This window comes from Alphaproteobacteria bacterium (assembly GCA_015231795.1).
Classification (GTDB): Bacteria; Pseudomonadota; Alphaproteobacteria; order Rhodospirillales; family WMHbin7; genus WMHbin7.
On record JADGAX010000003.1, the window covers coordinates 370,407 to 386,386 of the forward strand.

Genomic DNA, 15,980 nt, shown 5'->3' on the forward strand with positions numbered 1-15,980 from the left:
TTGGCGGAGGGAAGGTTGCTGGAATTGAACCTTCTCTGCGTGCCGGGAGATTGGCAGCTGGTAGCAGTTGAAAGTTCCACATGGTCCGTCTCGCAAGAAGTCAAGCCAGTCCCAACCATTACCCTTCACCGACCCGTCGTCCGTCAGGTCCCGACGCCCTATCCTCAGGACCTGCGATTACGGATTCTTCAAGGAACCGTCGTCCGAGAAATGGGCAACGAGAATTTTCTCCAGGTCCCAAAGATCGCCGTCTTCGAAAACGATGCGAATGAGGTCGTTGGGGTTGCACTGTGCGACAAGGGTCTTGATTTCTCCCGCCTCGCGAAGAATTTTCGAGACTCGCCGAGCGACGGTGTCGGAACCGGTCGCCATTTCGCGAAACTTGTCCGCATGGGACTTGATCTCAAGGGCCAGGCAGCGGAAGAAGACGTTTCTATCGCCGGCGAAATAAGCGTCGGTCAGGGTCGAGATGAACTTCCTGACGGTTTCCTTGTCGTCTTGGACACTGGACAGCAGATCGGTCAGCAACTGCGTGGCCGTCATGCTAAGATCGTTGAGCGCCAGCGTCAGCAACTCGGCCAGCGAGCGCATGCGGTCGATGCTTTGTACGGAATCGCTGGCAACGACCGGCGCCAGCTTTTGGGCCGACAGGGCCAACTCGCGCGAGATGTCCCGCGACATGCCGCCTTGCGAGCGCAATTCCTCGATGATGGCTTGACGACTATCGCGCGTGGCGTCGACCAGCAGGGTGGCAGCCTTCTCCTGCGCCTCGATCTGGGCTTCGCGGCTTTCCCGAATGGTCTGGCTGATCAGGGCAAGTGCCTCGGTGGCAATACCGTCGTGCTGGGACAGTTGGCCGACATCCGTCCGCAGACTATCCACGCGGATGGTTACCTGCGTGATGACAATGACAAGACCAAAAAAAATCAGAGGCAATGCAACGACAAGCAGAATAATAAAGAACTCATGCGGCATCAAATACATAATATTTTCCCAGCCGCTGTATACAGAAATATAAGCCGCGCAAACAAACAGCCAGAGCGCTGAAATCGCCATGAAAACGCTTCTGTTCTTTCCATTGAAGGACAGGAGCGACTTTTTCGACTTGTCATGCATGGTAAACTCCGCAGGTTACTGAAAGCAAGCGCACACACCCCGGCCCGAAAGGCGCCCCTTCTTTGGCCCCCCCCTAGGCGGAAGAAAGGCCAATCGCCCCCGATCACGAGATCGATAAAGACCCCAACGCTCCAACGTCAATGGATTATCCCGCGATTTGGCCGCTTTGCAAATGATCTTTCCCCATGACTTGCTCTGATGCATCTCGTCGCCGCAAGATTTCAAAAAAATAGTGGGTTTGGAATATATTTTTGTGCATATGTAGAGATTGTGATAATCTCTGACGCTGAAATTCAATTCTTGACTTGGGGAGGGGAGAAGTGGCCTACTCGAAAGAAATCAGCCGTGACAGCCGGGGGGTTTTCCTGTTTCTGGTCGATCAGTCGCGCTCCATGAACAAGCCTTTCGGCATCGACCCTGCGGGCAACGCCCTGACCCGCGCCGAGGCGGTGGCCAATGCCCTCAACGGCACGCTGGAAGAACTGATTAATCGCTGCATGCGCGACGAGGGGGTGCGCGACTATTTCGATGTCGGCATCATCGGTTACGGCAAGACGCGGCGCCCTGAATTCTGCTGGCGCAACAATCTGGCGGGCCGCAAACTGGTGCCTATTACCGAGGTGGCGGAGAATGCCGAGATCGTAGAGATGGATATCGCGACGGAAGTGCGCGGCCAGATCATTCACGAGCGGGTCGCCGTTTCGCGCTGGATCGACCCCATCGGCGTTGACAGCACCCCGATGAACGCAACCTTTTTGCTGGCCCAGGCGACGCTGGCCGAATGGATCGCCTGGAACCCCGATTCGTTTCCGCCCGTCGTCATCAACATCACCGACGGCATGGCCAATGACGTCAACAGCGACCAGGAACTGCTGAGGACGGCCAGGAATCTGACCAATCTCGGCACCAGCGATGGCAAGGTCCTGCTGATCAATTGCCATATTTCAGGCGGCGACGAAGCGTCGGTCTTGTTTCCCTCCACGCCCGATGAGTTGCCCAATGACGCCTATGCCAGATTGCTTTTCGAGATATCGAGCGAATTGTCGCCCCGTCATCGGGCGGTGATCGAGGAAGTTCACGACCGGACGCTAGCACCCGATGCGCGCCTCAAGGGCATGGCCTATAACGCCAATGCGGTGGCCCTGCTGACCTTGCTGGACATCGGAACGCGTCAAGCCATCAATGTTCAGCCCGCACGTTCCTCTCTGGTCGAGCCCTTCTCGCCAGGCGAGCTGTCTTCGGCTTCGGACATCGCGGGCGACAGTTATGACGATGGCGACTTCGCGGAATCGGAACTGCTGGACAAGGCATCGTGATTTCCGGGCAGACTTCCTGGCCGAGTTGCTCGGCCAGGGGACGCTCTGTCGCCAAACCTCGTAACGACAGCTTTTCCAGCGGTGATCAGGTTGTCTGGCGGCAGAACGAAGACAAGTTTCGTCTGCATAGGTCCAGAGGCGGCCTGCTGGCGGCTGTTTCCGACGGCGCAGGCGGCACGGGGATGTTTTGCGGGGCCTGGGCCGAAACGCTGGTCAGCCGTTTGCCGGGAAGGCCCATTGCCGGAATAAACGAGCTTAATCGCTGGCTGGACGGCTTCTGTCTCTCCTTTCGCAGCGATTATGCCCAGCGGGCGAAAAGCCAGCCGGTCAAGCATGCCAAGTTCGTCAAGGAAGGTTCGTGCGCCACGCTGGCCGCCTGCTGGCTGAGCTTCCTGCGCGGCCGGGCGGTGATGCGCTGGCTGGGCTATGGCGACAGCCAGATCATGGTGTTCGACCGAGCGGGACCCCGCCCCGTTCTGACGACAAGCTATCCCTCAACCCTTTCCGACTTGGGCCGGACACCCGCCCTGCTCAATTGGAAGGACCTGCCCGACAAGGCCAAGCTGTCAACCAGGGTGGTAACGCTGCCTGCCCGCGCCACGATCGCCGTGGCCTCCGACGGGATCGGGCAATATCTTCTGCTGCGCTATCTCGCCTTGCATGCGCCAGGCGCGAGCAATTCGAAAATGGCCGAGGCGTTCTCGCGTCTTGCCGAGGGCGACAGCAAACTTGGCGATGCCATTCGCGCCCAGCGCAAACAGGCGCAGGAGCCCTTCGCCAGGGTTCTGGACGCCTTGCGCCAAGCCCTGAAATCGGACCAGGCTTTCTTGGCCTATGTCCGCGCCCGCCACAGGGAAGGGCTTTTGGCAAATGACGATGCGACTTTGTTGCTGATCGACATCGACACGACCGAGCCCCCGCAGATGGCAGGATCGGGCACAAGACAGCCCCTCAGGGGCTCAACAGGATGAACCTACAATGACCTATCCTCTGATCAATGACTATAAGCATGCCGTGGTCAATCCGAAGGGACGCTTCGTCTCTCTGGACATCTCGCCCTTGCGCGATTCCAGGAACGCCCCCATTTTGCTGGCGGGAAATTTCGCAGGCGTCTTCAAGGTGCAAGACGCAAAGGGCCAAGTGTTGGCCCTGAAATGCTTTACCCGCGATATCGCCCATCTGACCCGGCGCTATCAGGTCGTGGCCGATTTCATCCGAACCGCCCAGTCGCCCTATTTCCTGCCGATGAAATTTCATCCCGAGGAAATCTTCATAACCTCCACGACCGCTCCTCATCGGGATTATCCCGTGGCTACCATGCCCTGGCTTGAGGGCAGAAGCCTGGGGGCTATGACCGAGGCCTTGTGCGCGGCAAAAAAGCGCCAGGCCCTGGCTGGTCTGACCATCGCCTGGAGCCGCTTGTGCCAAGACCTGCTCAAGCGCGGCATCGCGCATGGCGATTTGAAGCACGACAATGTTTTCGTAAGCTCGACCGAGGGCAAGCTGAAACTGCTCGATTACGATTCGATGTATCTACCCAAGCTGAAGGGGCTTTCCTCGCCGGTTTTGGGCAGCGTCAATTTTCAGCATCCGCTGCGCAACACCAAGCATTTCGACGAGACCATCGACCATTTTTCCATGCTGGTCATTCTGCTCTCGCTGCGCGCCCTTGTTTTCGAACCGGAACTGTTCGCGCAGTATCACAACGGCGAGAATCTGATCTTTAGCCGCGAGCATTTTCTGACGCCGGAAAGCGCTTCCTTGGTCGCTCGTCTGTCCAAAAGCCCGGATATCTTCGTGCGCGATTGGACTGAGGCCCTGGTCAAGGCTTCCAAGTCCCGTGCAATCAGCGTTCCGGGTCTAGCCGCCATGCTGAAGACGGCCACCAAGCTCGATGCCACCCCAGCCCAGTCGCGGCATACAGGAATTCTATCGTTCTTTTCGTAAACGGGCAGGCCGTCAGGCCTCGGCCAGAGGCGGCGCCTCGGCGTCTTGGTTCTCTGCAAGCTCGGCTTCGCTTGGAATGTCATCCGTGGGTTTTGGTTTTTCGAAAAGCCCCCATGTCACATCGCCCAAGCCAGAGCAGGCGGGACATAACACAGTCCAGGCTGATAAAGACGCCTTGCAATGCCCGCAATGCCAGCCGTAATCCTTGGCTGCATGCTCGGACTTGTGACGCCATCTGCCGACAGCCGTCGCGTCGCCGGTCTCCTGCTCTTCGATTTGAGCCAGCAGGGCATAAGCTTTCGCCGAGGGTTCGGACTTCACCGCCGCGATCAGATGTCGTCTGGCCCGCCCCCAGACCTTGGCATGGCAGGCAGCCTCGCCCAGAGCCAGTTCGCTCTGCGGGTCTCCTGGGCCTTTCTGAACGAGATCTTCGATGCGCTTGAGACGATCCTCTGCCGTCGCACCATGCGCCAGCTCCTCCTGGCGTTCCAGAAGGGGATAGGCCGGATGCCTGTGGCAAGCGTCCTTCAACAAATTGCCCAGCTCGTCAGGCTTGCCTTGGCTGGACAGGATTTCGGCCATGAAAAGAGTCGCGGGAATGAAGGCCGATGACTCGTGTTGTGCCGCCGCCTCTTTGGCCAGGGCCAGGGCTCGCCCCGGGTCGGCGGTCTGCGAGGCCATGGCCTGCGCCAGAGTGATGCCTGCCTTCAAGCGCAAAGCGGCATCCGGCACTTTGCCCTTCTGCGGAATGGCCGAAGCGATCACGTCCTGGGCGCCATCCCAATTTTCCTCCCGCACCAGTTCGGTCAGCCTCGTTGTATCGACAACCAGCATTTCCGGTGCTGGCGGCGCTTCGGAAGGAACATCCTGCGGTTCGCGCTTCACTGGCTTTGGCGAAGGCTCGGGGGCTGAAAAGTCAGCAGGCGACAAATGACGCGCTGCCAGCCTGCCCCTTGAGGGGCGGGGTGGGGCATTTCCCTGCAGTTTTCGCCACCAGGAGCTATCCTCCTTGGCCCGCACGGACTCCCTCGCTGCACCGTCGTCCAGCGAAGGCTCTCCCACATCGGCGGGCGGAAGCGGCATGAACGAAGCCAAGAGCTTGGCCAACTCCCGGCTTTGCAGCAATTGAGCTGCCTGTCCGGCGAGACGCCGTCCTTCGCGAATCTGGCCGACCGAAGCGGCCTCGAGAGCGCCGATCAGTGCCGCCAGACCCGCGTCCTGATCCTTGACGCGCCTGGCCAACAAAGCGCGGCTGCGCATTTTGCCCAAGGAGAAGACAAAACGGAAGAGCGAGGAGGTGAAGGAAATTAACAAGAACAGAGCGAGCAGAAATAGCAGCAGCACCAGCATGGTCGTCTCGACCTGCCAGCCCATCCAATCGATGCTGATGGCGCCAGGATTGGCAACCAGCCAGAGGGTTGCTGCGGCAACCAAGCCGGAGAGAATCAGCAGCAGGATCAATCGGAAGAGCATGGATCAGTCGCCGCTTTCATTGGCGGCCGTGATGGCTGCCGAGAGAATTTCCGAAAGCGCTCTGTCGGCATTGATTCGCGTCACCGCTGCTTGCATCCAGGGCAGCATTGCATTGGCCGCAGGCCCCTGAAGCAGCCTGAGGGCATCGACGCAGCCGATCAGATCGCCCTCTGCCATCAGCTTTTCAGCGCGCCTGAGGGCGTCGCCGTTGCCGTCGCCGCTGCCATCGGTCCTGCGCACGGTGATGGCGGAAGAGAATATCTGGGAGACGCGGCCCTCCAGCCAGTTGCTGCCCAGTTGCGAATTGGCCGCCAAGGCTGCGGATGCGCTTGGCTTGTAGCGTTCCATCAGCACAGCGCGGGTGGGAATTCCCGTCTGCGAAAGCGGGGCCAGAAATTCAAGCGCATTGGCGAATTTGCTCGGACCCAGCGAGCGCGCGACCTGCAATTCGGTCTCGAAAGGCGTCCCCCTGTCGACGGATTCCCGCAACTGGCGGGCGGCCAGCAGGAGCAGCGATCCCCTCGCCACGCGCTCACCCTGCCTTTTGCGCAAGTCATCCGGCTTTTCCGCCGGGCTGGCAACATTTGCGGGCATCTCTGCCCCACCAGCCTGGAAAGCCTTGTCTGCAGGCAAAGCCGGCGCCAGGGCGGCCAGGGGCTTTGGTGGCAATTCCTTGCTATCCTCTTGAGTGCGCTGCCGTGTCGCCTGCCTCAACTGCGCCTCGACCAAAGCCAGCCGCTGCTCGGCCTGTTCAAGCCGGATGGCCGCCGAGGACAGGGCAGCCTCAAGCATGGCGGCGCGCTCAGAAGATGCTTCAGGCGGCGGCAAGGTTTGGACGGGCCTAGCAAGGGAAAAAGATGAAGCGGAAAGCCAGCCCAAGAGGGGCTCCGCATAGGGGCGAATTTCCGTCCAAGCGGCAGCCCCCCCCATCAGCATCAGAAAAAGGACGATGAGGACAAGGCGTCCCGATCCGCCGCCGGACTTCCTTCTGGGCCGTTCTCCTGCCCGGGCATCGGTGCGCGATGCCCGGCTGGGAGATGAGGCGGTTTTATCGAGTGTCTCTGTCATTCCAGCCACCTTGCCCGAGGGTTATAACACGGGCGAAGGGATAAGAGCCATAAGCGAAGCCGCTCATGTGCCAGCCAAAGGAAAAGTCACCAAGCCCCTTAAGGAGGGGGCTTCGGCGCCTTTCCGATTTGTTGGGAACGCCTTAGAGCGGATTAACATTTTAATCCGTGCCACAAAGTGACTCGGATTAAAACGATCGCGCACTAGATGCGTGCCGAGACGTAGCTGATCAGCGGCAGTTCCCAGGCCCTTCCGAAAACCACGGACAGCAGGCCCAGCGCCGAAAAGGCCACGACGGCCATGGTGGAAAGCCCGAAGACCCACTTGCCCAGAAGCGGAACGTGAAGGGCGAAAATCGCCAAAGCGCCCCACATCCAGATGACCAGTCCCTGCTTGGCATGAAAAGAGACAAACTCGTCGTCGCGCGAAACCAGAAGCGGAACAAAGCACAAGATTCCCAAATAGCTGAGGGCGGCAAGAAGCTTGCTCTTCACTTCCCTTGGCGCCAGTACGAATGCTTCCGTCATGATCCTCTATCCCCTGCTGTTAGGCGTCTCTGCAACTCAAGCCATGGCTTGGCGCAGCTCGATTTCCTCGTCGGACTGTTCCTGTTCGGCCTTGCGGCTGCGCAGATAGGCATAAGCGGCGGCGGCAGCGGCAAGACCCAGGAAGATGGGGCCCCAAGCGCCCAGACCCAAACCGAGGCCTAGGCCCAGCCCCTTTCCGGCAACGGCGGTTCCGCCCGCCGCGCCAACGGCCGATTTGGCAGCAAGACCAGCGGTACCTTTCGCCGCCGCAGTTTGCCCGGCTCCCGTCTTCAAGGCAACACCCAGTCCCTTGGCCTGTCCGGCTCCGGCAGCCGCCTTTGCTGCCCCGCCCTTTGCGACGGCACCCTTGGCCCCGGTCGCCTTGGCGGCCACGGCTTCATTCTCGATCTCTCCTGCCATGGCGGCGGGCACCGCGGGAGAAACGCCCTGAGCGATGGGTGGGCAATTTACGGCAGGTGTGATCATCTCTCGTTTCTCCCCTAAGGATAATGCCAACAAGCTTATCATATCAGCCATGCCCTGATAGCACGGCCTGGACAATCGAGCAACCCTGACACATAGGAAAAATACTAACTACCGATCAGATATGGATTTTGTGACGAGAACCGGGCGGACGGGGGCCCTATCCTGGGGTTGGCGTTTTTGGCCACAGGCGAAATTACCTGCAGCAACCGTCCGGCTTCTGGTATAATTTCTGGCAATGCACCGATTGGGCGCGAACGGTCGCCAGCTTGCAGTTAGCGACATCGCGACGGGAATGAGATTATCGGGCCTAAGGGCCTGGGGTTAGGTGAGACATGAAATGGGATGCCCTGCTGGAAGTCGGTGTGCCTTCGATTGACGAGGACCATCGGGATATTGTGGCCTGGGTATCGGATTTGCAGGAAATGGGCGACTATTCCTTTCCGCACAGAACCCTGGTGTCCGTTTTCGATTCCCTGGTCGATTATGTTTCGATTCACTTCAGGCGCGAAGAAAGCGCCATGGCGGCCTGCTCCTTTGCCGGGCTTGAATCGCATCGCAAGGAGCATGAGGCGTTCGAGCAGATCATACAGAATATCCATAGTCAGTTGCTGGGGAATGCGGACTTCATCTTCGAGAAGGCGACATTCGACTTCATCTTCGACTGGCTGCTGTCGCATATCACGCAGGTTGATGTTCAGATGGCTTCTTCGGTTCGAGGCAGCAAGGCTGCAATCGAAGCCGCGGATAAATTTCCCGGCGTGTCCATCAAGGCACCGTCTCACATCTAGAGGTCCGATTCAGGCTGGGGGCATAAGTCTTGGCCCTGGTACCCCGATTCAAAAATGATTAGACTTGGGGGCGGGGATCGCCAGAGTAATCGCCTGATCTTGCGTAATATCCCCCGATATGGATGCGTTCCTATCTGTTGTGGAGTTTGGCGCTAAATGCACACGGCCAAGTCACTTGGCGATCTTGTCGCAGCGTATCTGGGCCAAGCCGAGGTTGCTGTTGCGCTTTTTGACGAATGCGGACGAATTCTGCGGGCCAACGTCAATTTAGAGCGCTTGCTGGGATGTCGGGGCGGCCAGCTTTTGCAGGCAAACTATTTCGAGCTTTCGCACCCAGACGACCGTGAAAGCGAGCGCGCGGCTTTTTCGACGCTGACGGACGAGGGGCAGCAAACCTACGCGCTGGAAAAGCGCCTGCTGCTGGGCGAGCATGATTTGGCGCATTACCAGGGCGTGCTGCATGTGGAGTGCATGGTCACGCGCTACCGCTATCAGGAGAAGATGATCTTACTGGCCCTCATGCAGGAGATGAAAATCTATCGGCACTTCAAGACGCGGCATATCTAGACATGAGTCTGAGCTTCAGCCTTGCTGCGATTCGCATGTTGCTGGGAGAGGCCAATCCCAATGTGCGCAGCAGCCTGCGCACATCCTTGTTCCGCCACGGCCTGCGCGGCATACAAGATAGCGCCTCGGCGTTGCGTTCGCACGAACTGCTGGGAGAGCAGCCTTTCGATCTTGTCGTTCTCGACGCGAATATGGAGGACTCGGACGTCTTGGGAATCGTCCGGCTGGTTCGAGAGCATAGGCTTAGCAAGGACCCCTTCGTCAACGTGATCCTGATTGCCGATCCCCCTCATCCGGATATGGCCCGCCTCCTTGTCAATGCGGGCGCCGATGCCGTTCTCATCAGGCCCATCTCGGTTCAGGTTCTGCACGCGCGGATCAATCTGCTGATCGAAAGCCGCAGACCCTTCGTGGTAACACAGAACTATATCGGGCCTGAGCGGAGAACCGAGCCGCGCCAGGGAGCCATGCTGGTTCCTGAAATACAGGTTCCCAGCAGCTTGAAAAACAGGGCATATGGCCGGACCGATGACGAGCTTCACATGAAGGCTGTTTCCACAAGTTGGGAAATTGTCAAAAAGATACGAGCCGAACGTTTAATTTATCAGATCGGCTGGCTGGCTAAGCGCATCCTGCCCGAGGCGGGAAAGGAAGATGTCCTGCATCCGCTTTCGCAGATCGCCATGCATTTGGTTTTCGCGTGCGACAGGCTGACCAATTGGGCCAATGACGTGGAGAACGAGGAATTCTATACGGTCTGCCGCAAACTCAAGGAGAGGGCAGAAACGGTTCAGCGCGCGCAGACACCCCCGGAGCAGCAACTGATTGCCGAGATGCAGGCCGACGCGGGCCGCCTCGAGGCCTTGTGGTCGAGACCTGCCGGTGACCCGCCGCCCGAGAGCTGAAACGAAAAACGGCCCCTGACGAGGGGCCGCTCTTCATGAGTGCGTGGCTGAGCCGGTCAGGCGATGTCTTCGATCGCCTCGTCATCCGCACCGGATGTGCGTGCCGCAATCTGGGCCTCGGTATATTCGACGGCCCGGTCCCAGGCATATTTGCCTGCGATGCCCGCAGCAACGGCAACGCCCAGCGACACCACCAAGCCGCCGCCGACGGCACCGGCCACGGCAGCGCTGAGGGCCGTCGCCAAGCCGGCGCCAACCGTTTCCTTGCCAGTATCGATAGCTGCTTCCTTGCTGCTGACTTTTCCGGCCTGCAGTAAGTGGAGATTCTTTGCCAGAGCAGCCGCCCCGCCAACGATTCCGCCAAGAACGCCGACACCGGGAAGCGATTTAGCCAGATAAGGCGCCAGATGAAAGGGCATGATCAATTCCTTATAAATTAAAAGACGTCACCTTATGCAACAGCCCGTAAATAGCACAACGAGCTGAAGGCAGGTCCGTCAGGGACGGTTGGAACTCTAGCATGGGCGAAGGTGGCTGAAAAGTCCTAACAGAGAACAGCTTCCGCTTGGTGAATCGCCCCGTCAGCATTTACGCTGACCCTGTTGGGGGAGAGGAGTGTAGACCCTGATGCCGAATTTGGAAGCAGAGGCGGAGGAAGACCTGTCGGCACCGGAGCGTTTGGGTGTCGACCCCATGCGTGACGTCCGTCGTATGCGCAGGCTGGCAACCGGTTTGCTGTGTCTTGTCGCCGTGATTTTTCTGATGGCCGCTCTGGGGGAAGAACGCTGGCCCTGGCTGGGCATCGTCCGCGCCTTTTCCGAGGCGGCCATGGTGGGCGCCATTGCCGACTGGTTTGCCGTCGTCGCCCTGTTTCGCCACCCCCTGGGCATACCAATTCCCCATACCGCGGTTATTCCCCGCAATCACAAGCGGATCGCCGCCGCCATCGGACGTTTCGTCTCGACCAACTTTCTGGCCTCGCAAGCGGTGGCGCGCCGCCTTGAGGAACTTGATGTCGTGGGCCGCCTGGGCCGCTGGTTGTCAGCACCAGAGAATGCAAGCCTGCTTGCGGAACGGCTGATGGTGCTGCTGCCGCCCGTCTTGGAAGTTATTCAAAGAGAGCATTTGCGCAAGACGGTGAATTCGATGTTTCGAAAGGGCATCGGCAAAGTCATCACCGCCCCCTTGCTGTCAAGCCTTCTTTCCGTGGCTGTGGCCCAGGGATATCACCAGTCGCTTCTGAACGAGGCCTTACAGGCCCTGGGCGACCTCCTGCGCGCCAAGCGCGGTTTTATCCGCAAGAAGGTGGCTGCAAAAAGCAGTTGGCTGCCTTTGTGGCTTGAGGAATCCCTGTCGGACCAGATCGCCGCAGGGCTTAACGAGGCGTTGGTCGAGTTGCGCTCTTTGGATCATCCCTGGCGCGCAGAATTTGAAAAGGCGACCCGGGAGTTCATTCATCGTCTGGACGCCACCCCTGAGTTCGAGGAACGAATTCATGCTGTCAAAACCCAGATCCTGAACGATCCGGCCATTGAGACGTATCTGGACGACTTGTGGAACGAATTGCACGATCAGCTTGCCACAAGTGCGGCGGAAAGCGGCAGGGGGCTTCGCGGAACCATTGAGGATTCCTTGCGTTCCCTGGGCGAGCGCACCGCCGCAGACATTACGTTTCGTGAAACGGCCAGCCGGTGGCTCAAGCGCGCCATCGAACAGTTCATGGTGCCGCGCCGCGAGATGATCGGCTCCTTCATCGCCGGAATGGTCATGCGCTGGCCCACGGAAACGCTGGTAAACCGGCTTGAAGCCCGCGTCGGCAAGGATTTGCAATATATTCGCATCAACGGAACGCTGGTGGGCGGCTGCGTTGGCTTGGTCATTTATCTGATCGGCGCTGTCCTCAAGCCCTGAGCGCTTTCAGCCCCGACTGGCGCCTTGCGCCGTCCGCCCACTTGGCTATGATTGGGCAAGAGCAAGCGTTCAGGTTGTTGCAACGATGGCTTTTCTCCCGTATGGGGGATGGGCAGCGCGGGGAAGTTTCCAGAAAAGATGATGACCGTTCCTTCAAGAATGGGTTCAAGCGGCGCCGAGCCCCTTCAAGCCAGCGATACGATAACAGCCCAGGCCCGCAGGGGCAGCCTTCGGCTTGCCCTCTGCCTTGGGCTGGCTTTCGCGCTGATCTGGGGAGCCCTGGTCTGGCGGGCGGACAGGATGGGCCAGGATGCGGCTGGAAAAGCGGCCCATCTGGCACAGAATTTGTCGATTGCCTTCGAGGAAAACATTGCCCGAACCATCGGCAATCTCGATCTGTCGCTTTTGCATGTTAGGCAGTCTTACGAGCGAACGCAGGGAAAGGGATTTGACGTCGAAGTCGAGCTTGAGCAGTTGCAGGCCATACAAGGCCTGGCCTCGCAGGTGGTGGTCATCGGCGAAGACGGGCTGGTCAGGCAAAGCAGCGGCGGGCCGCTGTTGGTCAAGGCCAATGTCAGCGATCAGGACTTTTTCAAGGCGCACAAAAACGGCGATTCCGACAAGCTTTTCATCGGCCGCACTCTGGCCGATGCCACCACCTTACGCCTGTCCGTGCCCTTCTCGCGCCGTCTGCGCAAGGCCGATGGCGGTTTCGCCGGAGTTTTGCTGCTGTCGGCCGAGTCTCATCTTCTGTCGGAGTTCTTCAAATCCGTTGATGTCGGCCCAGCCGGAACGGCCAGCGTGGCCGGGCGCGACAGCTATCTGCGCGCAGGCCTTGATCTTAACGCGGCCATCATAGATACGCCGATTCAAGACGGGCTATTATTTGCGCAACTGACTCAAAATCCGTCTGGGCAGTTCTTCGACGAAAAGGAAGGCGGGCGCGTGATCGCCTACAGGTCCTTGATGGACTATCCCCTGATCGTCGCTGTCGGCATTCCGGTCAGAGATATGTTGGATATTCTCGGCCAGGATATGCTCCCGGAGATTCTTGTCGGCCTGCTGCTCTCCGGTCTGCTGGGCGTTGTGGGCTGGGGGGCGGGCCAACGCCCTGCCCAGCGCGGGAAAGAGGCGCCTTTGCCCAAGGCGGGACCAGAGCGCTTCCACAAGACTCTGGATAGCCTGACCGAAGGGGTTGCTGTTGCCGGTCTGGATGGCAAGATCGTCTATGCCAATCCGGCCTGGCAAGTCCTGGCGCAGGAGAATCCCGCCCTTGGCGCCCTTGGCGAAGCGGCGCCTCAGGCTGATGACGCGCTGGGCCAAGCCATCGTTGAGGTGGCCTGGGGCCGCTCGTCTGGCCAGTCCGTCGATTATCCGACGCAGGGCGGAGAGGCGGCGAAAGTCTGGCGCCGATTGGATATCCTGCCTTTGTCCGGTGGCGGCGGCGCCTTGATGCGTCTGGCCGATATCAGCGAAAGTCGAAAATACGCCGAGGCCCAGCAGATTCTGGAAGCGCGGATCGCCCTTCTGTCAGAAGGATCGCTGACTTGGCACTGGGAGATGGGGCCGGACTACTGCTTTACATGGCTGTCGCAAACTTTTCAGGCGTTGACGGGGCAAGATCCGCGCACTGTCCTGGGCCGCCATGTCGAGGCGGTGACGGGCACATCCGCGCAAGAGGCCTTGACGGGATTGCTTGACGATTTTCTGGCCTATCGCAAAATTGCAGGCTTTGAATTCTCACTTCAAGACCGGCGCGGCGCCACGCGAACCTTTTGCTTAGGCGGCGAGCCGCTCTTCAATGCCAGCGGGCAATTCGCAGGCTATCGCGGCAGCGTCCGCGATGTCACCGAGACTAGGAACGCCCAGATCGAAAGGCAGCTTTTTCTAACCCGCCTCGAGGAGTTGGAGGAGCGCAACCACGCCTTGCTGAACATACCAGGCATTGCTGCAATTATCTTGGACGGCGAAGGCAGATTGGTGGCTTGCGGGGCGGCCTTTCTTGAATTGACCGGCCTGCCTGGCGAAACGGCGCTTGGGCGGCGCCTGACCGATTGGTGCCCAGAGCCATCAGCTCAAGAGGCCCGGGAGAAACTGGCGGCGTTGAGGAATACTCCCGGCTCGTTCGAAATGACGCTGCTCTGCGACGATGCCCGCGAGGCTGACATATTGGTGAGTGGATGCGCCGCTCAGATCGGTGGAACCGCCCTGATCATGATATCGATACAAGACCTAACGGACCTGAAGAGGGCGGAAGCTTCGCTTGATGCCGCCCAGGAAAAGATCGAAGTCCTTTCGACGGCCATGATGGATTTCCTGAAGGCGGCCGGGCGCGACATCCATACGCAGCTATACAGTATCCTGGATCTGGCGCATCTGGCCCTGGCCCGAAAGGAGATGGCGCCAGGAAGAGATGTCGTTCAAACGATGAAGAAGACGGCCAAGCGGCTGCTGGCCGTTACGGGCGGCCTTATGGACATGCCCGGCTTGCAGACAGGGCAGCTAGCCCCTGCCTGGGAACGCTTCGATCTGGAACGGCTGATTGGCGAGGCGGTTGCTTTGGCGGCGGATCTGTCCAACGTCAAGGGGGTAGAACTGGTGGTTCGCATCTCGCCGGAGGTGCCGCGCCTTGTGGTCGGGGACGCCAGGCGCCTGGGCAGACTTCTGCTGGGCAGCCTGAGCCAGGCGGCCAGATGCACCGAGTCGGGCGAAATCGTTCTCCAGGTCGCCCTGGACGGGACAAGCGGGGATCGCCCGCAGCTTCGCTTCACCGTCGATTTCAGCGGAACCTGCGGCGAATCAAGCGGGTTGGAAGATGGAACGGTCATGGATATGGAGACGGGGGCGGGCGGTTCCCTCTTCAGGCCTCTGGTGATTCTGCTGGGAGGGGAGGCGGGGGCAGCGACAGCGACAGCCGGAAAGAAAAGCACAATCTGGTTTACCCTGCCCATGGGCATGGCAAAAGCCAGGGAACAGGCTTCTCCAATACGCCTCGGAGGGCGCAGGATGCTGGTGGTGGACGATAATCCCAGCGCAAGCGAAGCTCTGGCTTTAATGCTTTCAGAACTGGGAGGCGAGGTCGAGCGGCTGCCTTCCGGCAAGGCTGCGCTGGAAACCATCACGATTGCCTTGGCGTCGGACAAGCCGTTCGACGTTGTTTTTATCGATCAGGGGATGAAGGATATCGAGGGTTTCGAAGCCATCATCCGAATCCGCAGCAAGTTCGGAAACGGCAAGTTTCCGCATCTCGTCTTGATGTCGGACGGTCATCTGCCCGAAAGCGAGACGCCGCATCTTGGAAAGCCTGTTTTGCGCCACCGTCTGCACGAAGTGCTGGCGCAGGTGCTTGGGCTTTCGATGCAGGCAAGTGCCCAGCCATCCAGCTCGGCGCAGCTTGATCCGTCGAGCCTAAGCGGCACCAGAGTCTTGCTGGTGGAGGACAGCCCTACCGACCAACTGGTGGCCAGGGACATGCTGGAGGCGGTGGGCATGAATGTCGATACCGCTGAGAATGGCGCCGTGGCTGTCGAGATGGTTTTGTCCAACGACTACCAGATCGTGCTGATGGATGTCTTGATGCCGACGATGGGTGCCATCGAAGCGGCGCGTCGCATCCGCCTTGACCAACGCTTCGCCCGTTTGCCCATCATCGCCATGACCGGCGAGGATTGGAAGGACGAGCAGGAAAAGTTCATTCAGTTCGGATTGAACGACGCCATCTTCAAGCCGGTCGATCCCGACCAGCTTTATGCGGTGATTCAGAAATGGGTGTTGGGAGTTGAGGCTCGTCCTTCCTTGCTCGATTGACCTGAAAAATGGTCGATCAATTCGACCATGCCAACGGCCAGTCCAAGCAACAGCAGGAACAAGGCCACC

Annotated in this window: 13 protein-coding genes and 1 pseudogene; 8 read left to right on the forward strand and 6 right to left on the reverse strand. The window is 59.4% G+C overall.

Translation table 11 applies throughout. The features are described from left to right. Positions 1–177 precede the first annotated feature (177 nt). Positions 178–882 carry a hypothetical protein gene (locus tag HQL44_09450; protein MBF0268807.1) on the reverse strand — a complete coding sequence of 235 codons (705 nt, stop codon included), beginning with the start codon at positions 880–882 and terminating at the stop codon, positions 178–180. Between the two features lie 554 nt (positions 883–1,436). Between HQL44_09450 and HQL44_09455 the strand changes: the two are divergent. From HQL44_09455 to HQL44_09465, 3 genes and pseudogenes are all read left to right on the forward strand, one after another. Then, a pseudogene (locus HQL44_09455) lies at positions 1,437–2,342 on the forward strand (hypothetical protein). Between the two features lie 86 nt (positions 2,343–2,428). Then, positions 2,429–3,403 (forward strand): hypothetical protein, encoded by a 975-nt coding sequence (locus tag HQL44_09460; protein MBF0268808.1) that lies wholly within the window; start codon positions 2,429–2,431, stop codon positions 3,401–3,403. Positions 3,404–3,410: 7 nt separating this feature from the next. Next, a complete protein-coding gene (locus HQL44_09465) occupies positions 3,411–4,379 on the forward strand; it encodes a protein kinase family protein (GenBank protein MBF0268809.1) in 969 nt (322 codons plus the stop codon). A gap of 12 nt (positions 4,380–4,391) precedes the next feature. Here HQL44_09465 and HQL44_09470 read toward each other — a convergent pair whose 3' ends face one another. From HQL44_09470 to HQL44_09485, 4 genes are all read right to left on the reverse strand, one after another. Then, positions 4,392–5,852: a hypothetical protein gene (locus HQL44_09470; protein MBF0268810.1), complete on the reverse strand. Its 1,461-nt coding sequence runs from the start codon at positions 5,850–5,852 to the stop codon at positions 4,392–4,394. A 3-nt stretch (positions 5,853–5,855) separates the two neighbouring features. Further along, positions 5,856–6,644: a hypothetical protein gene (locus HQL44_09475; GenBank protein MBF0268811.1), complete on the reverse strand. Its 789-nt coding sequence runs from the start codon at positions 6,642–6,644 to the stop codon at positions 5,856–5,858. Between the two features lie 479 nt (positions 6,645–7,123). Further along, positions 7,124–7,447 (reverse strand): hypothetical protein, encoded by a 324-nt coding sequence (locus HQL44_09480; protein MBF0268812.1) that lies wholly within the window; start codon positions 7,445–7,447, stop codon positions 7,124–7,126. Positions 7,448–7,483: 36 nt separating this feature from the next. Then, positions 7,484–7,867: a magnetic particle specific iron-binding protein gene (locus HQL44_09485; protein MBF0268813.1), complete on the reverse strand. Its 384-nt coding sequence runs from the start codon at positions 7,865–7,867 to the stop codon at positions 7,484–7,486. Positions 7,868–8,265: 398 nt separating this feature from the next. On the opposite strand from HQL44_09485, the gene HQL44_09490 reads away from it, so the two are divergent. The 3 genes from HQL44_09490 to HQL44_09500 all read left to right on the forward strand — a co-directional run bounded on the left by HQL44_09490 (position 8,266) and on the right by HQL44_09500 (position 10,193). Further along, positions 8,266–8,721, forward strand: a complete 456-nt coding sequence (locus tag HQL44_09490; GenBank protein MBF0268814.1) for a hemerythrin family protein — start codon at positions 8,266–8,268, stop codon at positions 8,719–8,721. A gap of 156 nt (positions 8,722–8,877) precedes the next feature. Then, positions 8,878–9,288, forward strand: a complete 411-nt coding sequence (locus HQL44_09495) for a PAS domain-containing protein (protein ID MBF0268815.1) — start codon at positions 8,878–8,880, stop codon at positions 9,286–9,288. A 2-nt stretch (positions 9,289–9,290) separates the two neighbouring features. After that, positions 9,291–10,193 carry a response regulator transcription factor gene (locus HQL44_09500; protein ID MBF0268816.1) on the forward strand — a complete coding sequence of 301 codons (903 nt, stop codon included), beginning with the start codon at positions 9,291–9,293 and terminating at the stop codon, positions 10,191–10,193. 56 nt (positions 10,194–10,249) lie between these two features. Here HQL44_09500 and mamC read toward each other — a convergent pair whose 3' ends face one another. After that, positions 10,250–10,612, reverse strand: coding sequence for a magnetosome protein MamC (mamC, locus tag HQL44_09505; GenBank protein MBF0268817.1), 363 nt, complete (start codon positions 10,610–10,612; stop codon positions 10,250–10,252). 274 nt (positions 10,613–10,886) lie between these two features. Between mamC and HQL44_09510 the strand changes: the two genes are divergently transcribed. Both HQL44_09510 and HQL44_09515 read left to right on the forward strand, forming a co-directional pair. Further along, positions 10,887–12,104 carry a DUF445 domain-containing protein gene (locus HQL44_09510; protein MBF0268818.1) on the forward strand — a complete coding sequence of 406 codons (1,218 nt, stop codon included), beginning with the start codon at positions 10,887–10,889 and terminating at the stop codon, positions 12,102–12,104. Positions 12,105–12,263: 159 nt separating this feature from the next. Next, positions 12,264–15,911: a response regulator gene (locus HQL44_09515; GenBank protein MBF0268819.1), complete on the forward strand. Its 3,648-nt coding sequence runs from the start codon at positions 12,264–12,266 to the stop codon at positions 15,909–15,911. Positions 15,912–15,980: the final 69 nt, after the last annotated feature.

What these genes read in the sequence shown, in the direction of transcription:
- HQL44_09495 (MBF0268815.1), top strand. Translation starts at nt 8,878, where the DNA reads ATGCACACGGCCAAGTCACTTGGCGATCTTGTCGCAGCGTATCTGGGC.
- HQL44_09515 (MBF0268819.1), top strand. Translation starts at nt 12,264, where the DNA reads ATGGGTTCAAGCGGCGCCGAGCCCCTTCAAGCCAGCGATACGATAACA.
- HQL44_09510 (MBF0268818.1), top strand. Translation starts at nt 10,887, where the DNA reads ATGCGTGACGTCCGTCGTATGCGCAGGCTGGCAACCGGTTTGCTGTGT.
- HQL44_09500 (MBF0268816.1), top strand. Translation starts at nt 9,291, where the DNA reads ATGAGTCTGAGCTTCAGCCTTGCTGCGATTCGCATGTTGCTGGGAGAG.
- mamC (MBF0268817.1), bottom strand. Translation starts at nt 10,612, where the DNA reads ATGCCCTTTCATCTGGCGCCTTATCTGGCTAAATCGCTTCCCGGTGTC.
- HQL44_09470 (MBF0268810.1), bottom strand. Translation starts at nt 5,852, where the DNA reads ATGCTCTTCCGATTGATCCTGCTGCTGATTCTCTCCGGCTTGGTTGCC.
- HQL44_09465 (MBF0268809.1), top strand. Translation starts at nt 3,411, where the DNA reads ATGACCTATCCTCTGATCAATGACTATAAGCATGCCGTGGTCAATCCG.
- HQL44_09475 (MBF0268811.1), bottom strand. Translation starts at nt 6,644, where the DNA reads ATGCTTGAGGCTGCCCTGTCCTCGGCGGCCATCCGGCTTGAACAGGCC.
- HQL44_09490 (MBF0268814.1), top strand. Translation starts at nt 8,266, where the DNA reads ATGAAATGGGATGCCCTGCTGGAAGTCGGTGTGCCTTCGATTGACGAG.
- HQL44_09480 (MBF0268812.1), bottom strand. Translation starts at nt 7,447, where the DNA reads ATGACGGAAGCATTCGTACTGGCGCCAAGGGAAGTGAAGAGCAAGCTT.
- HQL44_09485 (MBF0268813.1), bottom strand. Translation starts at nt 7,867, where the DNA reads ATGGCAGGAGAGATCGAGAATGAAGCCGTGGCCGCCAAGGCGACCGGG.